The 13,949-nt window shown below is 54.6% G+C and carries 14 protein-coding genes and 1 pseudogene; 5 read left to right on the top strand and 10 right to left on the bottom strand.

Features of this window, described 5'->3' with window-relative positions:
• Positions 1-323: pseudogene (locus Q363_RS25845) on the bottom strand (hypothetical protein); the annotation flags it as partial.
• Positions 324-386: 63 nt separating this feature from the next.
• Complete coding sequence (locus tag Q363_RS25840) at positions 387-941, bottom strand: DUF4158 domain-containing protein (protein WP_035356564.1); 555 nt, start codon at positions 939-941, stop codon at positions 387-389.
• A 337-nt stretch (positions 942-1,278) separates the two neighbouring features.
• Here Q363_RS25840 and Q363_RS43130 point away from each other — a divergent pair, with 337 nt between their 5' ends.
• Entirely contained in the window at positions 1,279-1,470 is a 192-nt protein-coding gene (locus tag Q363_RS43130; RefSeq protein WP_211256347.1) for a hypothetical protein, read from the top strand.
• Positions 1,471-1,534: 64 nt separating this feature from the next.
• Here Q363_RS43130 and Q363_RS25830 read toward each other — a convergent pair whose 3' ends face one another.
• From Q363_RS25830 to Q363_RS39110, 4 genes are all read right to left on the bottom strand, one after another.
• Positions 1,535-1,840, bottom strand: a complete 306-nt coding sequence (locus tag Q363_RS25830; protein WP_064742727.1) for a hypothetical protein — start codon at positions 1,838-1,840, stop codon at positions 1,535-1,537.
• Between the two features lie 79 nt (positions 1,841-1,919).
• Positions 1,920-2,663, bottom strand: coding sequence for an SH3 domain-containing protein (locus Q363_RS25825; protein WP_035356562.1), 744 nt, complete (start codon positions 2,661-2,663; stop codon positions 1,920-1,922).
• A gap of 148 nt (positions 2,664-2,811) precedes the next feature.
• Complete coding sequence (locus Q363_RS25820) at positions 2,812-3,270, bottom strand: hypothetical protein (RefSeq protein ID WP_211256346.1); 459 nt, start codon at positions 3,268-3,270, stop codon at positions 2,812-2,814.
• Between the two features lie 512 nt (positions 3,271-3,782).
• Positions 3,783-3,929 carry a transposase gene (locus Q363_RS39110; protein WP_169747130.1) on the bottom strand — a complete coding sequence of 49 codons (147 nt, stop codon included), beginning with the start codon at positions 3,927-3,929 and terminating at the stop codon, positions 3,783-3,785.
• 309 nt (positions 3,930-4,238) lie between these two features.
• Here Q363_RS39110 and Q363_RS25815 point away from each other — a divergent pair, with 309 nt between their 5' ends.
• Together Q363_RS25815 and Q363_RS25810 are read left to right on the top strand one after the other, a co-directional pair.
• Positions 4,239-5,696 (top strand): esterase/lipase family protein, encoded by a 1,458-nt coding sequence (locus tag Q363_RS25815; RefSeq protein WP_035356560.1) that lies wholly within the window; start codon positions 4,239-4,241, stop codon positions 5,694-5,696.
• A gap of 442 nt (positions 5,697-6,138) precedes the next feature.
• Positions 6,139-7,806, top strand: coding sequence for an alpha-amylase family glycosyl hydrolase (locus tag Q363_RS25810; RefSeq protein WP_169747129.1), 1,668 nt, complete (start codon positions 6,139-6,141; stop codon positions 7,804-7,806).
• A 1,125-nt stretch (positions 7,807-8,931) separates the two neighbouring features.
• Here Q363_RS25810 and Q363_RS39105 read toward each other — a convergent pair.
• Positions 8,932-9,666, bottom strand: a complete 735-nt coding sequence (locus tag Q363_RS39105) for a CPBP family intramembrane glutamic endopeptidase (RefSeq protein ID WP_157467554.1) — start codon at positions 9,664-9,666, stop codon at positions 8,932-8,934.
• 249 nt (positions 9,667-9,915) lie between these two features.
• Positions 9,916-11,262: an ABC transporter substrate-binding protein gene (locus Q363_RS25800; RefSeq protein ID WP_051979327.1), complete on the bottom strand. Its 1,347-nt coding sequence runs from the start codon at positions 11,260-11,262 to the stop codon at positions 9,916-9,918.
• A gap of 56 nt (positions 11,263-11,318) precedes the next feature.
• Here Q363_RS25800 and Q363_RS25795 point away from each other — a divergent pair, with 56 nt between their 5' ends.
• Complete coding sequence (locus Q363_RS25795) at positions 11,319-11,642, top strand: site-specific integrase (protein ID WP_035356558.1); 324 nt, start codon at positions 11,319-11,321, stop codon at positions 11,640-11,642.
• 45 nt (positions 11,643-11,687) lie between these two features.
• Here Q363_RS25795 and Q363_RS25790 read toward each other — a convergent pair whose 3' ends face one another.
• The gene (locus tag Q363_RS25790) at positions 11,688-12,242 is read right to left on the bottom strand and encodes a recombinase family protein (protein WP_035356557.1); all 555 of its coding nucleotides are present in this window, start codon (positions 12,240-12,242) and stop codon (positions 11,688-11,690) included.
• A 437-nt stretch (positions 12,243-12,679) separates the two neighbouring features.
• A complete protein-coding gene (locus tag Q363_RS25780) occupies positions 12,680-13,078 on the bottom strand; it encodes a hypothetical protein (RefSeq protein WP_157467552.1) in 399 nt (132 codons plus the stop codon).
• Between the two features lie 105 nt (positions 13,079-13,183).
• Here Q363_RS25780 and Q363_RS25775 point away from each other — a divergent pair, with 105 nt between their 5' ends.
• Entirely contained in the window at positions 13,184-13,540 is a 357-nt protein-coding gene (locus tag Q363_RS25775; protein WP_035356555.1) for a hypothetical protein, read from the top strand.
• The last annotated feature ends 409 nt before the right edge of the window (positions 13,541-13,949 follow it).

Here is a 13,949-nt window from a genome sequence, read left to right as displayed (position 1 = left end):
TCCTTTGCGGCTGCCTTGGCGTCATCGCTATGTCTCCTGACGTGATGAACCAGACTATGAATCAGGTTGTCGTGAAGCTTCCGGTAGCGCTGCTGAATGAAGCAGAGAAGATAAACATGAACAACGGACTCGCTCAGTTGCCGGAGCCGGTGCACAGAGTAATAATCCACGAGCGAGGCATAGTGGCCGATGTTTTCCGTGGATATTCTTAGATGCGGGAGAAGCTCTTGTGAAAGCTGGTAGAGCTCCCGAATCTCTTCCTTGCGCTGGGCTTCCCGCTTGATCTCATGATTGCTGAAGTCCCTCGGGTCACGCTTCAACATGGTTATTTCATGGAGTCCCCGCCTATCTTCGAGCAGGCGCTGCAGTTCCCTTTTGGCGGAGGGCTATACCTTGACCTGTGCGATTCCGGCCACGCGGCGTTGTTCATAGGTCAGCGCAGCACCGACAATGTCCTGCATCGTGCTGTAGCCCGGAGCGACGATGCGTTGCTCCGCAAGGTTGTGCATCAGTTCCCGGAAGACATAAATCGGCTTCCCGCAGACTGTTGCCACTTGTCGAGCTTTATCTTGGAGCTTCTTCTGCACCGTTCGATCGCAGTTCCGATAATGGCAGAGTTTGAGGATGAGCCGCTGCTGCTTGAGGCGTGTGCCCTTGGCGATCGACGCATCATCCCCTTTAAAATCGGGGAAGCGGGTCTCCATAAGGTAGGTGGCATCCTCTTCCACATCCCGTAGACCGAAGACGAAGAACATGCGGCTGGCCTTGAAGTAGCCAAGCTGGAGAACGAAGAACAACTTTGATTTGAGCGAGTGAAATTGCTCAAGAACAGTCTTCTCGAAAGCGGACAGCGCAAAGTATTCCGCGCGCGCTTCCTGCGTGAAGCGGGGAATTCCGTAAAGTCTGTCGATCTCTTCTTCGTTGAGAATTGTCAGGCGCATCGCCGATTGATCATTCCCTGCCGGAGTGCGCTGGTTCCAGTGTAGCGAAAAACGACCCTCTACCGTACGATACTCAGGACTGCCGCCTAACCCACGGCAACTCCCTATCACTCACCCTTGAATCTGAATTGACCCTTTTCGGGGCGTTATGCAAAAACCCCCACTTTGCAGCAACACTGTGTGTGTAGCCGAACTCGCGGCCGATGCGGATCAACTCCACCATGGCTCGTGTCCCGGGCTGGCGTCCCTGCCGTTCGATCAACTGCGCCCAGATCCGGTCGTAACTCTCAGGCCAGAGGCCTGGGCTCGCGCCTTCGGCTACTTCGGAGGGGTGACGATGACGGTGCTGACCGACAACATGAAGACGGTGGTGCTGGACCGGATCGACGGTCAACCGCGTTTCCATCCGAAGGATGCTGGACTTCGCCAGCTACTACGGCTTCGTGCTAAGGGCGATGTTCAGGAACGTCCAATGACTTTTCGGGAGAAGGTTATTCCTTGCAGGAATAACAGAAGTAGTGAACAGTGAGGAATCTCGCTATTCGACGTGCGTAAGCGCGTCCAGACCTCTCCTCTCGATCAGTTTCACCGTCTTATTTGACGACGAGTACTGCACTTTCACGACATTCTCGCTCTGCCTGCGGGCCTACCACTTTTCCGAGCACCGCCTTGAAACCTGTGATGTCCAGTGCCTGCTCCGCCACCATCTGCTTCAGCTTGCGGTTCTCCTCTTTCAACTGCCGCTGCGCCTCACTCGTTTCAGGCCCTCGTACTTCGCCTTCCAGCGATAGAACGTCTGCTGACTGATACAGTACCTCCCGGCACAGCTTCCGCCGTATCCAGCCTGCTTCAGACTCCTTCAGGACTCCTACAATTTGCTCTTCCGTATATCGGCTCATTCAATGCGTTAAGCATTGTTCTGCTTCGAAACGAAATTGGACCGCATGACGTTTGAGGTAATCGGTTGCCTTTCGTCTTTTAATCCACCGAGTCCAAACCCACATCCAAATAAAACTTTACCCAATCCTTCATGATGCGGTTGAAGGCGTCCCTCGGGTCCATCTTTCCGGCCTTAATCTGGGAACATACGTAGGTCTCAAGCTTGTCTTTTTCGTGAAACCCGAAGTTCTCGCCGTTCCATTCGTTATCCGATGGCTGATTCCAGAGATTTTTAATGTCATTGGATCCGCCGGCGCAAAGCGGGTAAAAATGGTCCACCTCGCCGTGCTGGATGTTACGCGCGTCTTCCGGGACGTTGTACTCATCATAGACTTGTGTATGCACACTTTTGGGAACATTCCGATGTGCTTGTGAGTATGTGCAACTCGCCTTCCCGCTTGGACACCCCTTGGTATACCGTTTTGTAAGATCAGAGACTTTGAGGGTATCTGCGAGGCCGGGGGTTTTCTTGGGATCCGGATAGAGCTGCGGCGGCCCGATATGTCCGACGCCAATGGAAGAGATGGCCCCCGCTTTGATGAGGATGTTCCGGCCCCATACCCAGCCATCTTGACCATCACTCGTCGTGACGTGAAAGTATCCATTTGTCGCGTCGGGCTCAACTAGATCAAGCTGTGCCGAAGGCTTCAATGTCGTGATTGGATTGTTGTCCGTGGACGGATCGGGTCGCACATTTACATTGCGTATTACAGTTGCAGTTTGAGCGCCGGCAAAGAGTGTTAGGAGCAGAACTAGAAACAAAAGGTGCATGCTTTTCTTCATGATTGTTCTCCAGATAGGAACCGGTATCACTTCTTGCTTGTTCATGGGCACATAGGTAGGCTAGTGAGGATCGGAGTAAGTGTAGCCATTGACCTCAGCATGGGTATTACTTCAACTCCTCTGTTTTTACACCGACAGAAATCGTTCATCATGTCAACGGTTCGGACTTCCATAGAGCAAGCTGTCGCGCTCTCTGAGGCAAGCCATTCAGCCCTCCGTTGAGCGCCTTGGTTTCACCAACAGTGTCATCTCTTTCTGCATGCGGCAGACAGCCGCACAACACCCAATCGGCCACACCGCATTCGAGCGCATGAGAGGGATCGATAATCAGTTCCGGATTCTGAAGGATGTCGAAATCTGCCCCATTTTTTGTTAGGAACTCCTGCAGTTTCGATACGCCATCCCGACCAGTGACCTGAGATAGACCGGCGCCGCGGAATACGTAACCGTCGGTGCTCGGCGGTGGGGTGTTTCCCATCCGACCGCCATAGGCGATTTCACCAATAACCTTCGGATTGTGGGCCCAGCGTTCGGCCATCGCCGGTGTAAAGTGCTTCGAGAACACCCTCAGCAGTCCTTCGGCCGAGTAGTTCAAATTCTCGATCATCTCGAGACCCTGTCCACACTCCTCACTAAATTGCGCCATCGCATGGGCGACAACGAGCGGAGACGATAGGCCATACTTCGGAAATACAGTAGGTGCTGCCGCAACGATACCCTCCAGCAGTCCCGGAATGTGCTGATCCCCATGTGGCCACCTACGTTGCATTATTTCGAGTGTTAGCAATGGATTTCCTCCAGAGTGTTCATAGGGCCCTGTGTCAGTAATGAAGCAATCACGTAGGATCGAGAGCTCTTGGGGGAGCACTGGAGCTTAACCAGCGCCGGGTGGTAGTAGCAAAAGCTGATTCGCATTTACAGTCAGGCTGCCATATAGCTCCGCGACATTCGATTCTTCGTTTACACGGTCAAAGCTATTGCCGTCCCATCGCAACAGAAAACTATTCTTTTGCTCGTTTCGCGGCGTGGTCCTGCTTTTCTGAGGAACGATTGGGGCCTGTGGGGGAGACGCAAATATTATCACCAAAAGGATCTTACAAGCCAGTTATTTTTCATCAACTAACTGGCCGCCGAACTTCCCTTCCACGTGTAGATCGTTGCCTGGCTGACACCGCACTCCCGGGCCACATCATCCACCGTGCATCCGGCCTCAATCTTCTTCAGCGCAGCGTTGATCTGCGCCTCGCTATGCCCGCTCCTGACCATAATCGTCCTCTCCTGAATCCGAAAATCATACTCAGTTTGTGCGGATCCAAGTGGGCAGGTCATAAATTATCGAGGAGCGATGAAATTTCAATAAGCGCACGATTAATTCCTTGCATCGCTCTAAGTCCCGTGTATTATGGCTTCGTCTCCGCTTCCCCCTCATGGAGATTCTGTTGCGATTCGAGACTGACCTTGCCCATTCACTCATTCACTGGACAAATCTCAAGAGCAACTTAGTCTAGGGCCCCGGGAACATTTGACCATTACGGCTCACATTTTCGAAGCTCGGATGCCTATTACGGAGGAACTGTGTCGCGACCACTTGTCTTGATTCATGGGTATTCGGCCGACGGTTTGGACTTCACTCCGCTCTGCAGAGCGCTTGAGGTCAAAGGCATCGACGCTGTAGACATCAATATCGCTAACTATGTGTCGCTCAATAACGAGATCACGATCAAGGATATTGCCGAAGGACTCGATCGGGCATCTCGATACAATCCGAGGCTCAATGCGGACCAGCCTTTTGATGCAATCGTTCATTCCACCGGTATGCTGGTTATTCGCTCGTGGCTCACCAACTACGGCGCACCTGTTACAAACAATTCTCGCCTCAGGCGTCTCAAGCACTTGATCGGCTTGGCGCCAGCTACCTGGGGCTCGCCTCAGGCGCACAAGGGCCGTACATGGCTGGGCGCACTGGTAAGAGGAAACAGGAAGATAGGACCGGATTTCCTGAATGCGGGAGATGAAGTGCTGGACGGTCTGGAACTTGGAAGCAGTTTCACCTGGGACCTGGCCCATGCGGATCTTCTGGGAGATGCGCCCTATTATGACAAGGGCCCTAACACTCCTTTTGTTTGCGTGTTTATCGGAAATGTGCCGTATGACGGGCTATCCAGTGTGGCCAACGATCCTGGTACCGACGGGACCGTCCGCTGGTCCGGTTGTGCATTGAATACTCGAAAGATCATCGTCGATCTCACACGCACACCCGTAGACGGTGACGGAAGACCCTCTTCCAGGGTATCGATTTCTCCTTGGGAGAATCAACGACTCGACATTCCATTAATTCCAGTAGAAGGAAAAAACCACGCGACGCTGGTTAGCGAACCGGATGATGCGATGGTTCAACTAATCTGCGATTTCTTAAGAGTAGGTGACGAAGGTGGGGAAACCTACGACGCATGGCTGACGCGGGCGAAGACTTTCGGTGAACCTGGGTGGAATAAGATGCTTGTCGATCCTGGGAAGGCAGCCGCCGGAATTTCCGCGGATGTCAAGCAATTCTTCGGTCATATCTTCCATACGTCTGAAACCGAAATCGAGGGATGGCAGCAGTTCGTCGTCCACGCCCGGGATGAGCGAGGCGACGGAGTTAACGACTATCTAATCGACGTCCTTCGCAAAGACGGAAATAACTGGGTGCCCTTCGAGGAAATGTACACCGACGTCCACCCCTATGCCACTGACTCAAGTTATCGCTGCTTCCACATCCGATTGCCCACAGGCATCAGTAATGGCGCCATTCCTCTGAAGCTCCGAATCCATGCCTCAACAGGGACTGCCTTGATGGCCTATCAGGGATACGGCAGCAATGACGACGGAAAGAAATTGACAGCAGAGGCGAAGCCAGTCGAGATTGATCTGTCAGGTCTTGGCGACAAAGGGACTCTTTTCTATCCGTTCACAACCACACTGGTGGAGATCATTCTCAACCGCGAACCATCCCCCTTGAATGCAATTAGCGAAGTTTTGAAGTTTCTCTGAGGAGTGTACCGATCGTCATTTCTGGATATTTGTGGTGCAAGAGATAGGGCGGCCGCTTGGCCGCCACCGATTCGAATTGCAGTATATGCCCGATGGCCAGCGCCAAATGTCTGGGTATGAGAGGCCCAAGATTTAGACGGAGGAACTGTCTATGTATCCGAAACGATCTATGTCCCTCGCTCAGCTGCGTCCGGCAAGACTTCCTGCGATGCTTTTGGCAAAGTGCTTGCTGGTTTTCCTTTCAGCCTTCCTGGTTGCAACGCCGTTGGCGAGGGCGACAGACCCGCTCGGCGCGACCCTGCACAGTGACGGAAGCACAACATTTCGCGTCTGGGCGCCTTTCGTTGAAAGTGTCGCCGTCAAAATCAATGGAGGCGCGTTGGTGCCGCTCAGCAAGGAGCCGGGTCACTCTGATCCCGCGGATACAACATGGATAGGGACGGTGGCCGATACTAAGGCCGGAGACCAATATCGGTATGTCATTAAGCTCGGCGGTGTCGTGCGCGAATTCAACGATCCGCGGGCCCAACAACTGACCGGATTCGACATGCCGAACGGCTTTGGCTTGCCGAGCAGTGACAGTAATCCCGCTTCGGTCCTCGTGGATTCGAACTTCACTATGCCACCCTTTACCGAGCCCACTTTCAATACGATGGTGATTTACGAGATGCACGTAGGTACATTTGCAAACACGTTCGCCGGTGCTGTGCAAAAACTCGACTACCTGAAGAATCTCGGCATCAATGCGGTGGAAGTGCTTCCAATCACTCAGAATCCTCTGTTCCCCGACCATGTTCCGGCAAACCACGATTGGGGCTACGACTCCGTGCAGATGTTTGCCATAAAGTCCAGCTATGGCACTCCGCGGGAATTCAAAGAATTCGTCAAACAATGCCATCAGCGGCAGATCGCCGTGCTCGTAGATGTGGTCTATAACCATTTAGTCGGCAACAATCTGTTGAAAGCGTTCGGTGGTTTCACCACATCGGAGATTCCGGGCGGAGTCTATCTCTACGGCGGTGATCGCGCCGACACCGGCTTCGGTCCGCGCCCCGATTTCGGCCGGCCTCAGGTCCGGCAGTACATCAACGACAACGCGCTATTGCTGCTCCGCGACTACGGAGTCGATGGACTGCGATTCGACGACACGATCGACATCCGCGCGTTCGGCCCGACACACGTACCCAATAAGGAAGGAGCGGAACTCCTGCGAGACATTAATGTTTCGTACCGTTCCACCGACCCGAAGCAGCCGGGCAAGATAACCATCGCCGAGGACTTGCAGAGCTCCGGAGACGTCACACTGCAATCCGGCCCGATTGGCCTCGAGTTCAACAGCCAATGGGACGACACGATGGTGAATGTACTGCGGAACGTCGTCAGCAAGGTCAATGATTCGGAGCGCGATCTTCGCGCAGTCAAAAGCGCTCTCGAAAAGAAAATGGCCGGCGACGTATTCACTCGAGTGATCTACACCGAAAACCATGACCAGGTAGGCCATCCACCGGGCCAGATCCGCCTGCCGGCGTTGATCGATACAACAAGTAACCATTCGAGCATTTTTGCCAAGAAACGTTCCACCCTGGCCGCGGCGATCATGCTGACTTCGCCTGGAATTCCGCTGATATTTCAGGGTCAGGAGATGCTCGAAACGCGCGCCTTCGACTTCAAGACGGCGACCAACATGGACTTCGGCCGGGCAGACGATCCGAATATCAAAGGGATCGTTCAGATGTATCGTGATCTAATCGCTCTGAGACGCAATCTGGGCGGAAAGACAGGAGGCCTCGCGGGTCAAAATCTAAATGTCTTCCACCTGGACAACAGCAATAAAACGCTGGCATATCATCGATGGGAGAACGGTGGGGCGGGTGATGATGTCGTTGTGGTGGCAAACTTCTCGAATGTGCCCATGCAGAACCTGAATATCGGCTTCCCGCGCGAGGGCCAATGGCATGTGCGGTTCAATAGCGGCGCGAAGATCTACGATCCCGGTTTCATTAATGGCGATAGCTTCGATGCAACCGCCAATTCCGGTGGCAAGGATGGGCTTAACTTCAACGCCAGTGTGAGCGTCGGACCCTATAGCGTCGTGATTCTTTCACAATAGAAACGTTTGTGACCGATAAAGCTTCCGAATCGGCTCGAAATCCCACTTCTATCGCGGATTACCGCTTACATCGGCGCTCTCTATAGCTAGGCGCCGGTAAGGATCTTAACGGAGCGGGCTAGTAGACGTATTATCTTCTCCTTTTTCCTGATCCTTGGTCCGGGCGTTTGAACCGCTAGGTCCAGAGCTGAACGATTGAAAGCTAGGTGTTTGGTCCCGGCGTTTGATGGTGCATTCTTATCCAACGATTCGGGCCCTTCCCTTCCCACCGTCCGGGCTTCACCCGTTGGCAAGGAAGAGAAGTCCAGATTGCCCTAGATGTTCTGCCGCATGTCATTGTTGAGACTCATGTCCTACTTGCCTCTCCTCTCGTTCGGGCCTTCGGCCACCGTTCCCGGCTCTCAGCCTATCTGTTGACTCCGCCTTTCGGCTTTGGAGTGCCTCACTAGCCTTGTCGACGTCATGGCTTAATATGCCCTCTGTTGACTTCTGCTCCGCGGTCAGACTGCCTCGCGACAGCCTCAGTCGCCGAAACGACACGGAACAGATCTCCCGGGGTAAGTTCAATCGCCTTCTGCGCACGGCCGCCGGATCTACGCTCCGCGTACTTGATGGATATGGGCTTCGTGGTAAGTTGCCCGCTCGCCCTACGCTCACGCCTTGTATCCGGTTTTTGTCCATCGACTCGCGCATTTGCTCACGCTTCCTTCAGACCCCGCCTCACGGCGATAGACCTTGCGTCATTGCTAACCGTTACCTCCATCAGGTCGGGTAGAAGACTTGCACCTCCAAGCGGTTGAACATTCCCGGCACACAACGAACTGTCGGTCTGTAACTACGCCACCACTCAGTTGCTTGCCGGTATTCTCAACTGGGCAATGACCCAGGTTTGCCCTATCTTCGGCGTCCTCGCTATCTACGGGGCCGATCATTCAATACGTTCGAGGTAAAGATTGGAGGCTTGTGGCAAGGTTTCTCGGGTCCGTCACGTGGTCCCTGGCGGATCACAGGAAATCCCTCCCCAAGCGTAAGGTGCGGCTTGCCGACCATCCGCCCAGAATCGCCGCGCCCGCTGCGCACTGATGGGCGGCAAAAACGACCGGCTATCATGTCCCTAGCTGGTAGTCACAAATGCTTAGCAAGGAACAGAAAGGCGACGAGACCATCCCCAAAACCGTGTGCGATCATTCCCGGAATAAGACTCTTTCGCCAGAGCGCTACGATCGTCACTACGACCCCGATGAGAAAAACCGGTACCAGCCGGATCCAACCCTGGTAGAGATGTCCCTGCGTGAAAATGATCACTTGCAAAAGAGAGGCAACAATTGTGTTGCCACATAGAACCTGACACTGCCTCTGTATGTAACCGCGGAAGACGAATTCTTCGACAAAACCCGCGGTGAGAGCCAGCCCCAGAAAGGCAAGCGACTCAACGGTATTCTGCGCAACAAATGAGCGGAAAGCAGCGCTGTCGTGCTGGAACGGTCCAAGGACTGCATTCGACAAATTCCCGATCACTGCCATCGCTGCCAGAGTGGCGAGGGCGACGCTGAGATCACCAGTGATCGTTTGCCAACGACTCCATTTTGCTCCCACCAATTCCTGGAATGTCATCTTTCCGCCGCGGCGGATGCCGACCAGTGCAATAGCGAAACACACCCAGAGAAAGGCAGTCAGAACGAAACAAAACTTCAGGAACGCTCGAGTATGCTGAGGGCTTTGCGGATTGATCTCTCCTACAGAAAGGGCTCCCGTCCATCGCAACACGAGCGGAAAAAAAAGCAGGACAGCAAGAAGAACAGCAAAGTTAGTGGGGCTGGCGATGCCACGCCTCAATCGCCAATCTACATGTACATTCATTATCGCGCCCCTAGCACTGTGATCCGGGTCGAAACAGTGGCCGATCAATGGGGGGATTCCTGCTTCTTTACCGCTGAAGGCCGGTCTTTATACGCGGGAATCTTATAGCGCTTCACTATTCGTTGCCCACAATCGCCTTCGCGGCCTGGTGACTAGAGTCACGGCTCCGGAAGTTGGGCTGAGCGAGGGATAACTTCCTGTTTGCCGACCATTCGCCAATAACCGAGGTGGTGGGCGTGGCGATGATCTCTACCTTGCGACGATGCGTTGGAGTTCTTTTTCCAGTTCTTCTACCGCTACGGTTGCGCCCTGTTGACCAGTCAGAATCTGCCGTACCGCTGTAAAGTAAGCTTCCGAGATCGCGTCGTATCGTTGGCCTGCCGCGGTGGATGGCCGGGTCACAGCGCCCTCTAACAGCACATCTCTCAAAGTCCCGAAGAAGGGATTGGCCTTAAGTACGGCAGCGTCGTAGTAAAGGGCTGGCCGAGTTGGAGCGTAGCCACGCGCGATCGCATTCACTCGCTGAATCTGCGGACTGGTGAGGAATTTGACCAACTCGATGGCCGCGCTCTTGTTCTTCGACGTTTTGCTGACCATAAGTTGAAAACCGCCAAGGATGTCAGCGTGGCGTCCGCCGGGACCCTCTCCCATAGGGAGGACGGTGACGCCGACCTGGTCTCTGACAACTGACTCCCGGCTCATGCTTTCCAGATAGGCGTATGGCCAGTTGCGCATGAAGGCAGCGTTGCCCTGCTTCCAATTGCGAAGAGAATCGTCTTCGAGCTGGCTCGTCGTGTCCGGTGGTGACACTGTGCCGATCCATCTCCGGGCGCGCTCCATCGCTTCCACGAAGCGATCCTGCTGGATGCCGAGCGTCCCATCGGGCTCGATGAGCGGCCCTCCACCCTGCGAAATCTGCCATTCAAGCGCGTTACAGGTTAATGCTTCAGACGCCGCTCCCTGCCAGAGATAACCCCAGAATGACTTGTTGCCTGTCGCTCGTTCTCCATCCTGGATGGTTTGCGCCTGATGCTCCAGCTCATTCCAGGTAACCGGAGGTGCCGGGAAGTGATATTTTCGTAGCAAGTCGCGACGGTAATAGAGCAGGCTGACCTCGGTGAAGTAGGGAATGGCAACCAGCTTCCCTTTCACCGTGTCATTCTGGATCAGCGTGGGAGGCATGTCTCGCAGGTCGTCTGCCATCGGGCGCAAGTCTTGGGCGTAATCGGAAAGTATTCCCGGCCAGACAATATCAATGGCATATACATCAGCGTCCGCGGAGCCATTCTTAAAGGCACGAAGATAGCCCGCCAAAACGACAGTCGTATCGTTGCTGGGCCTAACGATTTCGACCCTGATACCGGTGAGATCGCTAAACTTCGCCATAAGAGCGTCATCCCATGGCTGGTCCGGTGCGTTCTCAGGCAGGACAACCTTGACCGTGGCGCCTCTTAGATCCCTCCTCAGGTTTGTCGGCCACTCCTTGATCGCGTATTTGGAAGGTGGTGTGGTCGCACTGCTCGGAGAGGCAACCGACGCCACGAGCAGAAAGGGAACTGTCAGCACCCAGGGCCATATCTTCGCGATACTGCTCACGGCTGCGTCTCCAAGGCAAACAATGTGGGCCGAGAACTGCTAACAAGGAGGTATTTGTGACCCATCTACGCAAGATCATGCTGGAGGAACTCCAGCGCCGTAACTACTCGGACTCCACGATCCGGCACTACCTGCACTGGGTCGAGGAATTTGCCCGCCATTTCGACACGTCACCGGACAAGCTTGGCCTGGATCATTTGCGCGCTTATCAGGCCTATCTGCTCAAGCAGCGGAAGCTGGCCGTCGGAAGCGTCGTCAACCATGTTGCTGCATTGCGATTCTTGTACGTGCGCACGTTGAAGCGCCCGATCACTTCTCCCTCAACATCGAACCCGCCACCAGTGCAAATTACTCGCATCACTTCCCTCCCCTCCGCTTGATTGTGGCTCTTTTTGGCTTTCGAGTCTTTGCTTCAACCTTCAGCTTTACCGGCCCGGTCTAACGATCCGGTCAATGGTGGATTTCGATACGCCAAACATCGTTCCAAGCTCGTGCTTCGAATACTGGTTACCATCCCACAGTGAGCGAATCTTATTCATCTGGTCCTTTGCAAGCTTTGGCTTGCGCCCACCCAGCCGCCCGCGAGCTTTAGCAGCAGCCAACCCCGCCATGGTTCCCTCCCGGATTAGTTCCCTCTCAAACTCGGCCAGCGATGCGAAGACGTGAAAGATCAGGCGTCCCGCTGCATGGCTCGTATCAAACTTCTCCTTCAGCGAGACGAAAGCGACCTTGCGCCGCTGGAGAGTATTCACAATCTCCAACAAATCGGCTAACGATCTTCCCAAGCGATCGAGACGCCACACGATGAGGGTGTCACCCTCATCCAGCCGGTCAAGGCATCGCGTCAGTTCTGGCCGATCGACATTCCGACCACTGATCTTCTCCTCGTAGATCCTTTTGCAACCGGCTCTCTTCAGCTCCGCGAGCTGGGCCGCGTTCGTCTGGTCGTCCGTCGAAACGCGAGCGTATCCAATCACCATGCAAAAAAAAGATATCACAAATCATGTCAGAATCTATTTGTTTTGGACGTGAGTTGTGGTACGATTCAGAGAGTTCAGAACTCGCATCAAAAGACCGTCCGCGAACATTCCACAAACCGTCGTCTTTGACGTTCTAAGCTGAGGTCGATGAGTGAATTTGGCGATTTGTCGCAAATTCAGAATCGCACTTTGGTAATAATGCGAACGGACCGTCTTCTGAGATGTCGGGAGTAAACCCCAGGCCGTTGATGGAGGCGGATCGTGGAACGCACGTTTGATGTCATCGTAGTCGGCCTCGGTGCCGTGGGAAGCAAGTCGGCCTTCGCGTCGCCGTGGTTCTCAAGTCCGCGCCTGGCATCATTCGCACCACGTGTGCACAGAAACCGGCGCCGTTCCCGGGTCTGGCGCTTCATGCTCTCGCGCACCTACAGCTACATCTAGCCCCGCTTGGCCAGCAGCCGCGACAGAGGCATGAGAACCAACAGGCCGACAATCGCGACGACGACCACCATGACGACCACTTTCGGGTCACTAAAACTTTGACTGCCCACCACGAGCGCGGCGGCAATGTTGCGTTGCGCAGTGCCCAGGGCCAGGACCCGCCGCGTGTCCATGCCTGGTCCGCCGAGCAACCACCCTATGCCAAAACCCACTGCGATGAAGAGGAGACCGGCGAGGATGCCGCGCGTGCCGAACACGGCCAGCACGTTGTTGATGTTCGCCGCGGTGATTAGCAACACCAGCAGAATGAGGCTCAGGTTGGAGACCCGATCGAGTACGGGTTTCGTGCGCGCGGCGGCAACCGCAAACCGGGCCTTCCAGGCGAACCTCCGCAACGCGTTGTTTCTGACGTGTGGGGAGTCAACGTCGACTATCGAGTGAACTTGGCAGGCCGCTACGGATTTAAGGGTGAAGTCTACAGTGGGCAGGGAGTTGGACAAATGGGTGCCGGCATCCTCCAAACACTCGATGCCGTGACCTGGAAGGCGATCCGCTCCACGGGCGGCTGGGTCGAGGGATTCGTCTACCTGACGCCAAACCTGCACAGTCACACCGGTCTCATTATCGACGATCCCAATAACAATGACATCACGGCCGTCCCCAATAGCCTCTTCGGGCGGACCTACAACAGAGTCTTCTGGAGCAATCTGCTCTGGGATCTAGCGGGGGAACAGAAGAAATTCCGCATCGGGTTTGAGTTTACCTACCGTAAGACCGACTACAAGGACCCAATATCCACGGGGAGGTTGCCCAACGAAGGATTCGGTTTCCAACCCCAGTTTGCGTGGAGCTTTTAGTGCCGTTTCGAGCGTGCGCTTCTTCTAGATTCACCTACCATCCTCAAAACGAGGCCCTGATTCAAGTGGTTTGAGTTCAAGTCGCCATCAGACGCATTGGGCGGTGCCTATAGCTATCCAGATACGAACGTGCTGACTCGTTTGTCCACCTCTCAGAAAGCTTTTTGCGCGCCGCGACCTTTAGCACGCATGGGACTGAATGCATCTGCTAGCTTTTCTTTATGTACGAGCGCTACTACCGTAAGACCGATAAGCAACAGATCGCCGATGCCTTCCAAGTCGCGAACGTAGAAGACTTCCCCCTGCCACCGTGGGACTACAACGTCGCCCTACCACCATCCACTTTTCGGCATACGTCTTGCAGTTGGCTCTTATCAACCACGAATGTTCTCCTTCCTCACGCGCGCAC

Source organism: Edaphobacter aggregans DSM 19364 (assembly GCF_000745965.1).
Lineage (GTDB): Bacteria > Acidobacteriota > Terriglobia > Terriglobales > Acidobacteriaceae > Edaphobacter > Edaphobacter aggregans.
This window is presented reverse-complemented; position numbering and strand designations above follow the sequence as displayed.

What these genes read in the sequence shown, in the direction of transcription:
- Q363_RS25840 (WP_035356564.1), bottom strand. Translation starts at nt 941, where the DNA reads ATGCGCCTGACAATTCTCAACGAAGAAGAGATCGACAGACTTTACGGA.
- Q363_RS43130 (WP_211256347.1), top strand. Translation starts at nt 1,279, where the DNA reads ATGACGGTGCTGACCGACAACATGAAGACGGTGGTGCTGGACCGGATC.
- Q363_RS25830 (WP_064742727.1), bottom strand. Translation starts at nt 1,840, where the DNA reads ATGAGCCGATATACGGAAGAGCAAATTGTAGGAGTCCTGAAGGAGTCT.
- Q363_RS25825 (WP_035356562.1), bottom strand. Translation starts at nt 2,663, where the DNA reads ATGAAGAAAAGCATGCACCTTTTGTTTCTAGTTCTGCTCCTAACACTC.
- Q363_RS25820 (WP_211256346.1), bottom strand. Translation starts at nt 3,270, where the DNA reads ATGATCGAGAATTTGAACTACTCGGCCGAAGGACTGCTGAGGGTGTTC.
- Q363_RS39110 (WP_169747130.1), bottom strand. Translation starts at nt 3,929, where the DNA reads ATGGTCAGGAGCGGGCATAGCGAGGCGCAGATCAACGCTGCGCTGAAG.
- Q363_RS39105 (WP_157467554.1), bottom strand. Translation starts at nt 9,666, where the DNA reads ATGAATGTACATGTAGATTGGCGATTGAGGCGTGGCATCGCCAGCCCC.
- Q363_RS25790 (WP_035356557.1), bottom strand. Translation starts at nt 12,242, where the DNA reads ATGGTGATTGGATACGCTCGCGTTTCGACGGACGACCAGACGAACGCG.
- Q363_RS25775 (WP_035356555.1), top strand. Translation starts at nt 13,184, where the DNA reads ATGGGTGCCGGCATCCTCCAAACACTCGATGCCGTGACCTGGAAGGCG.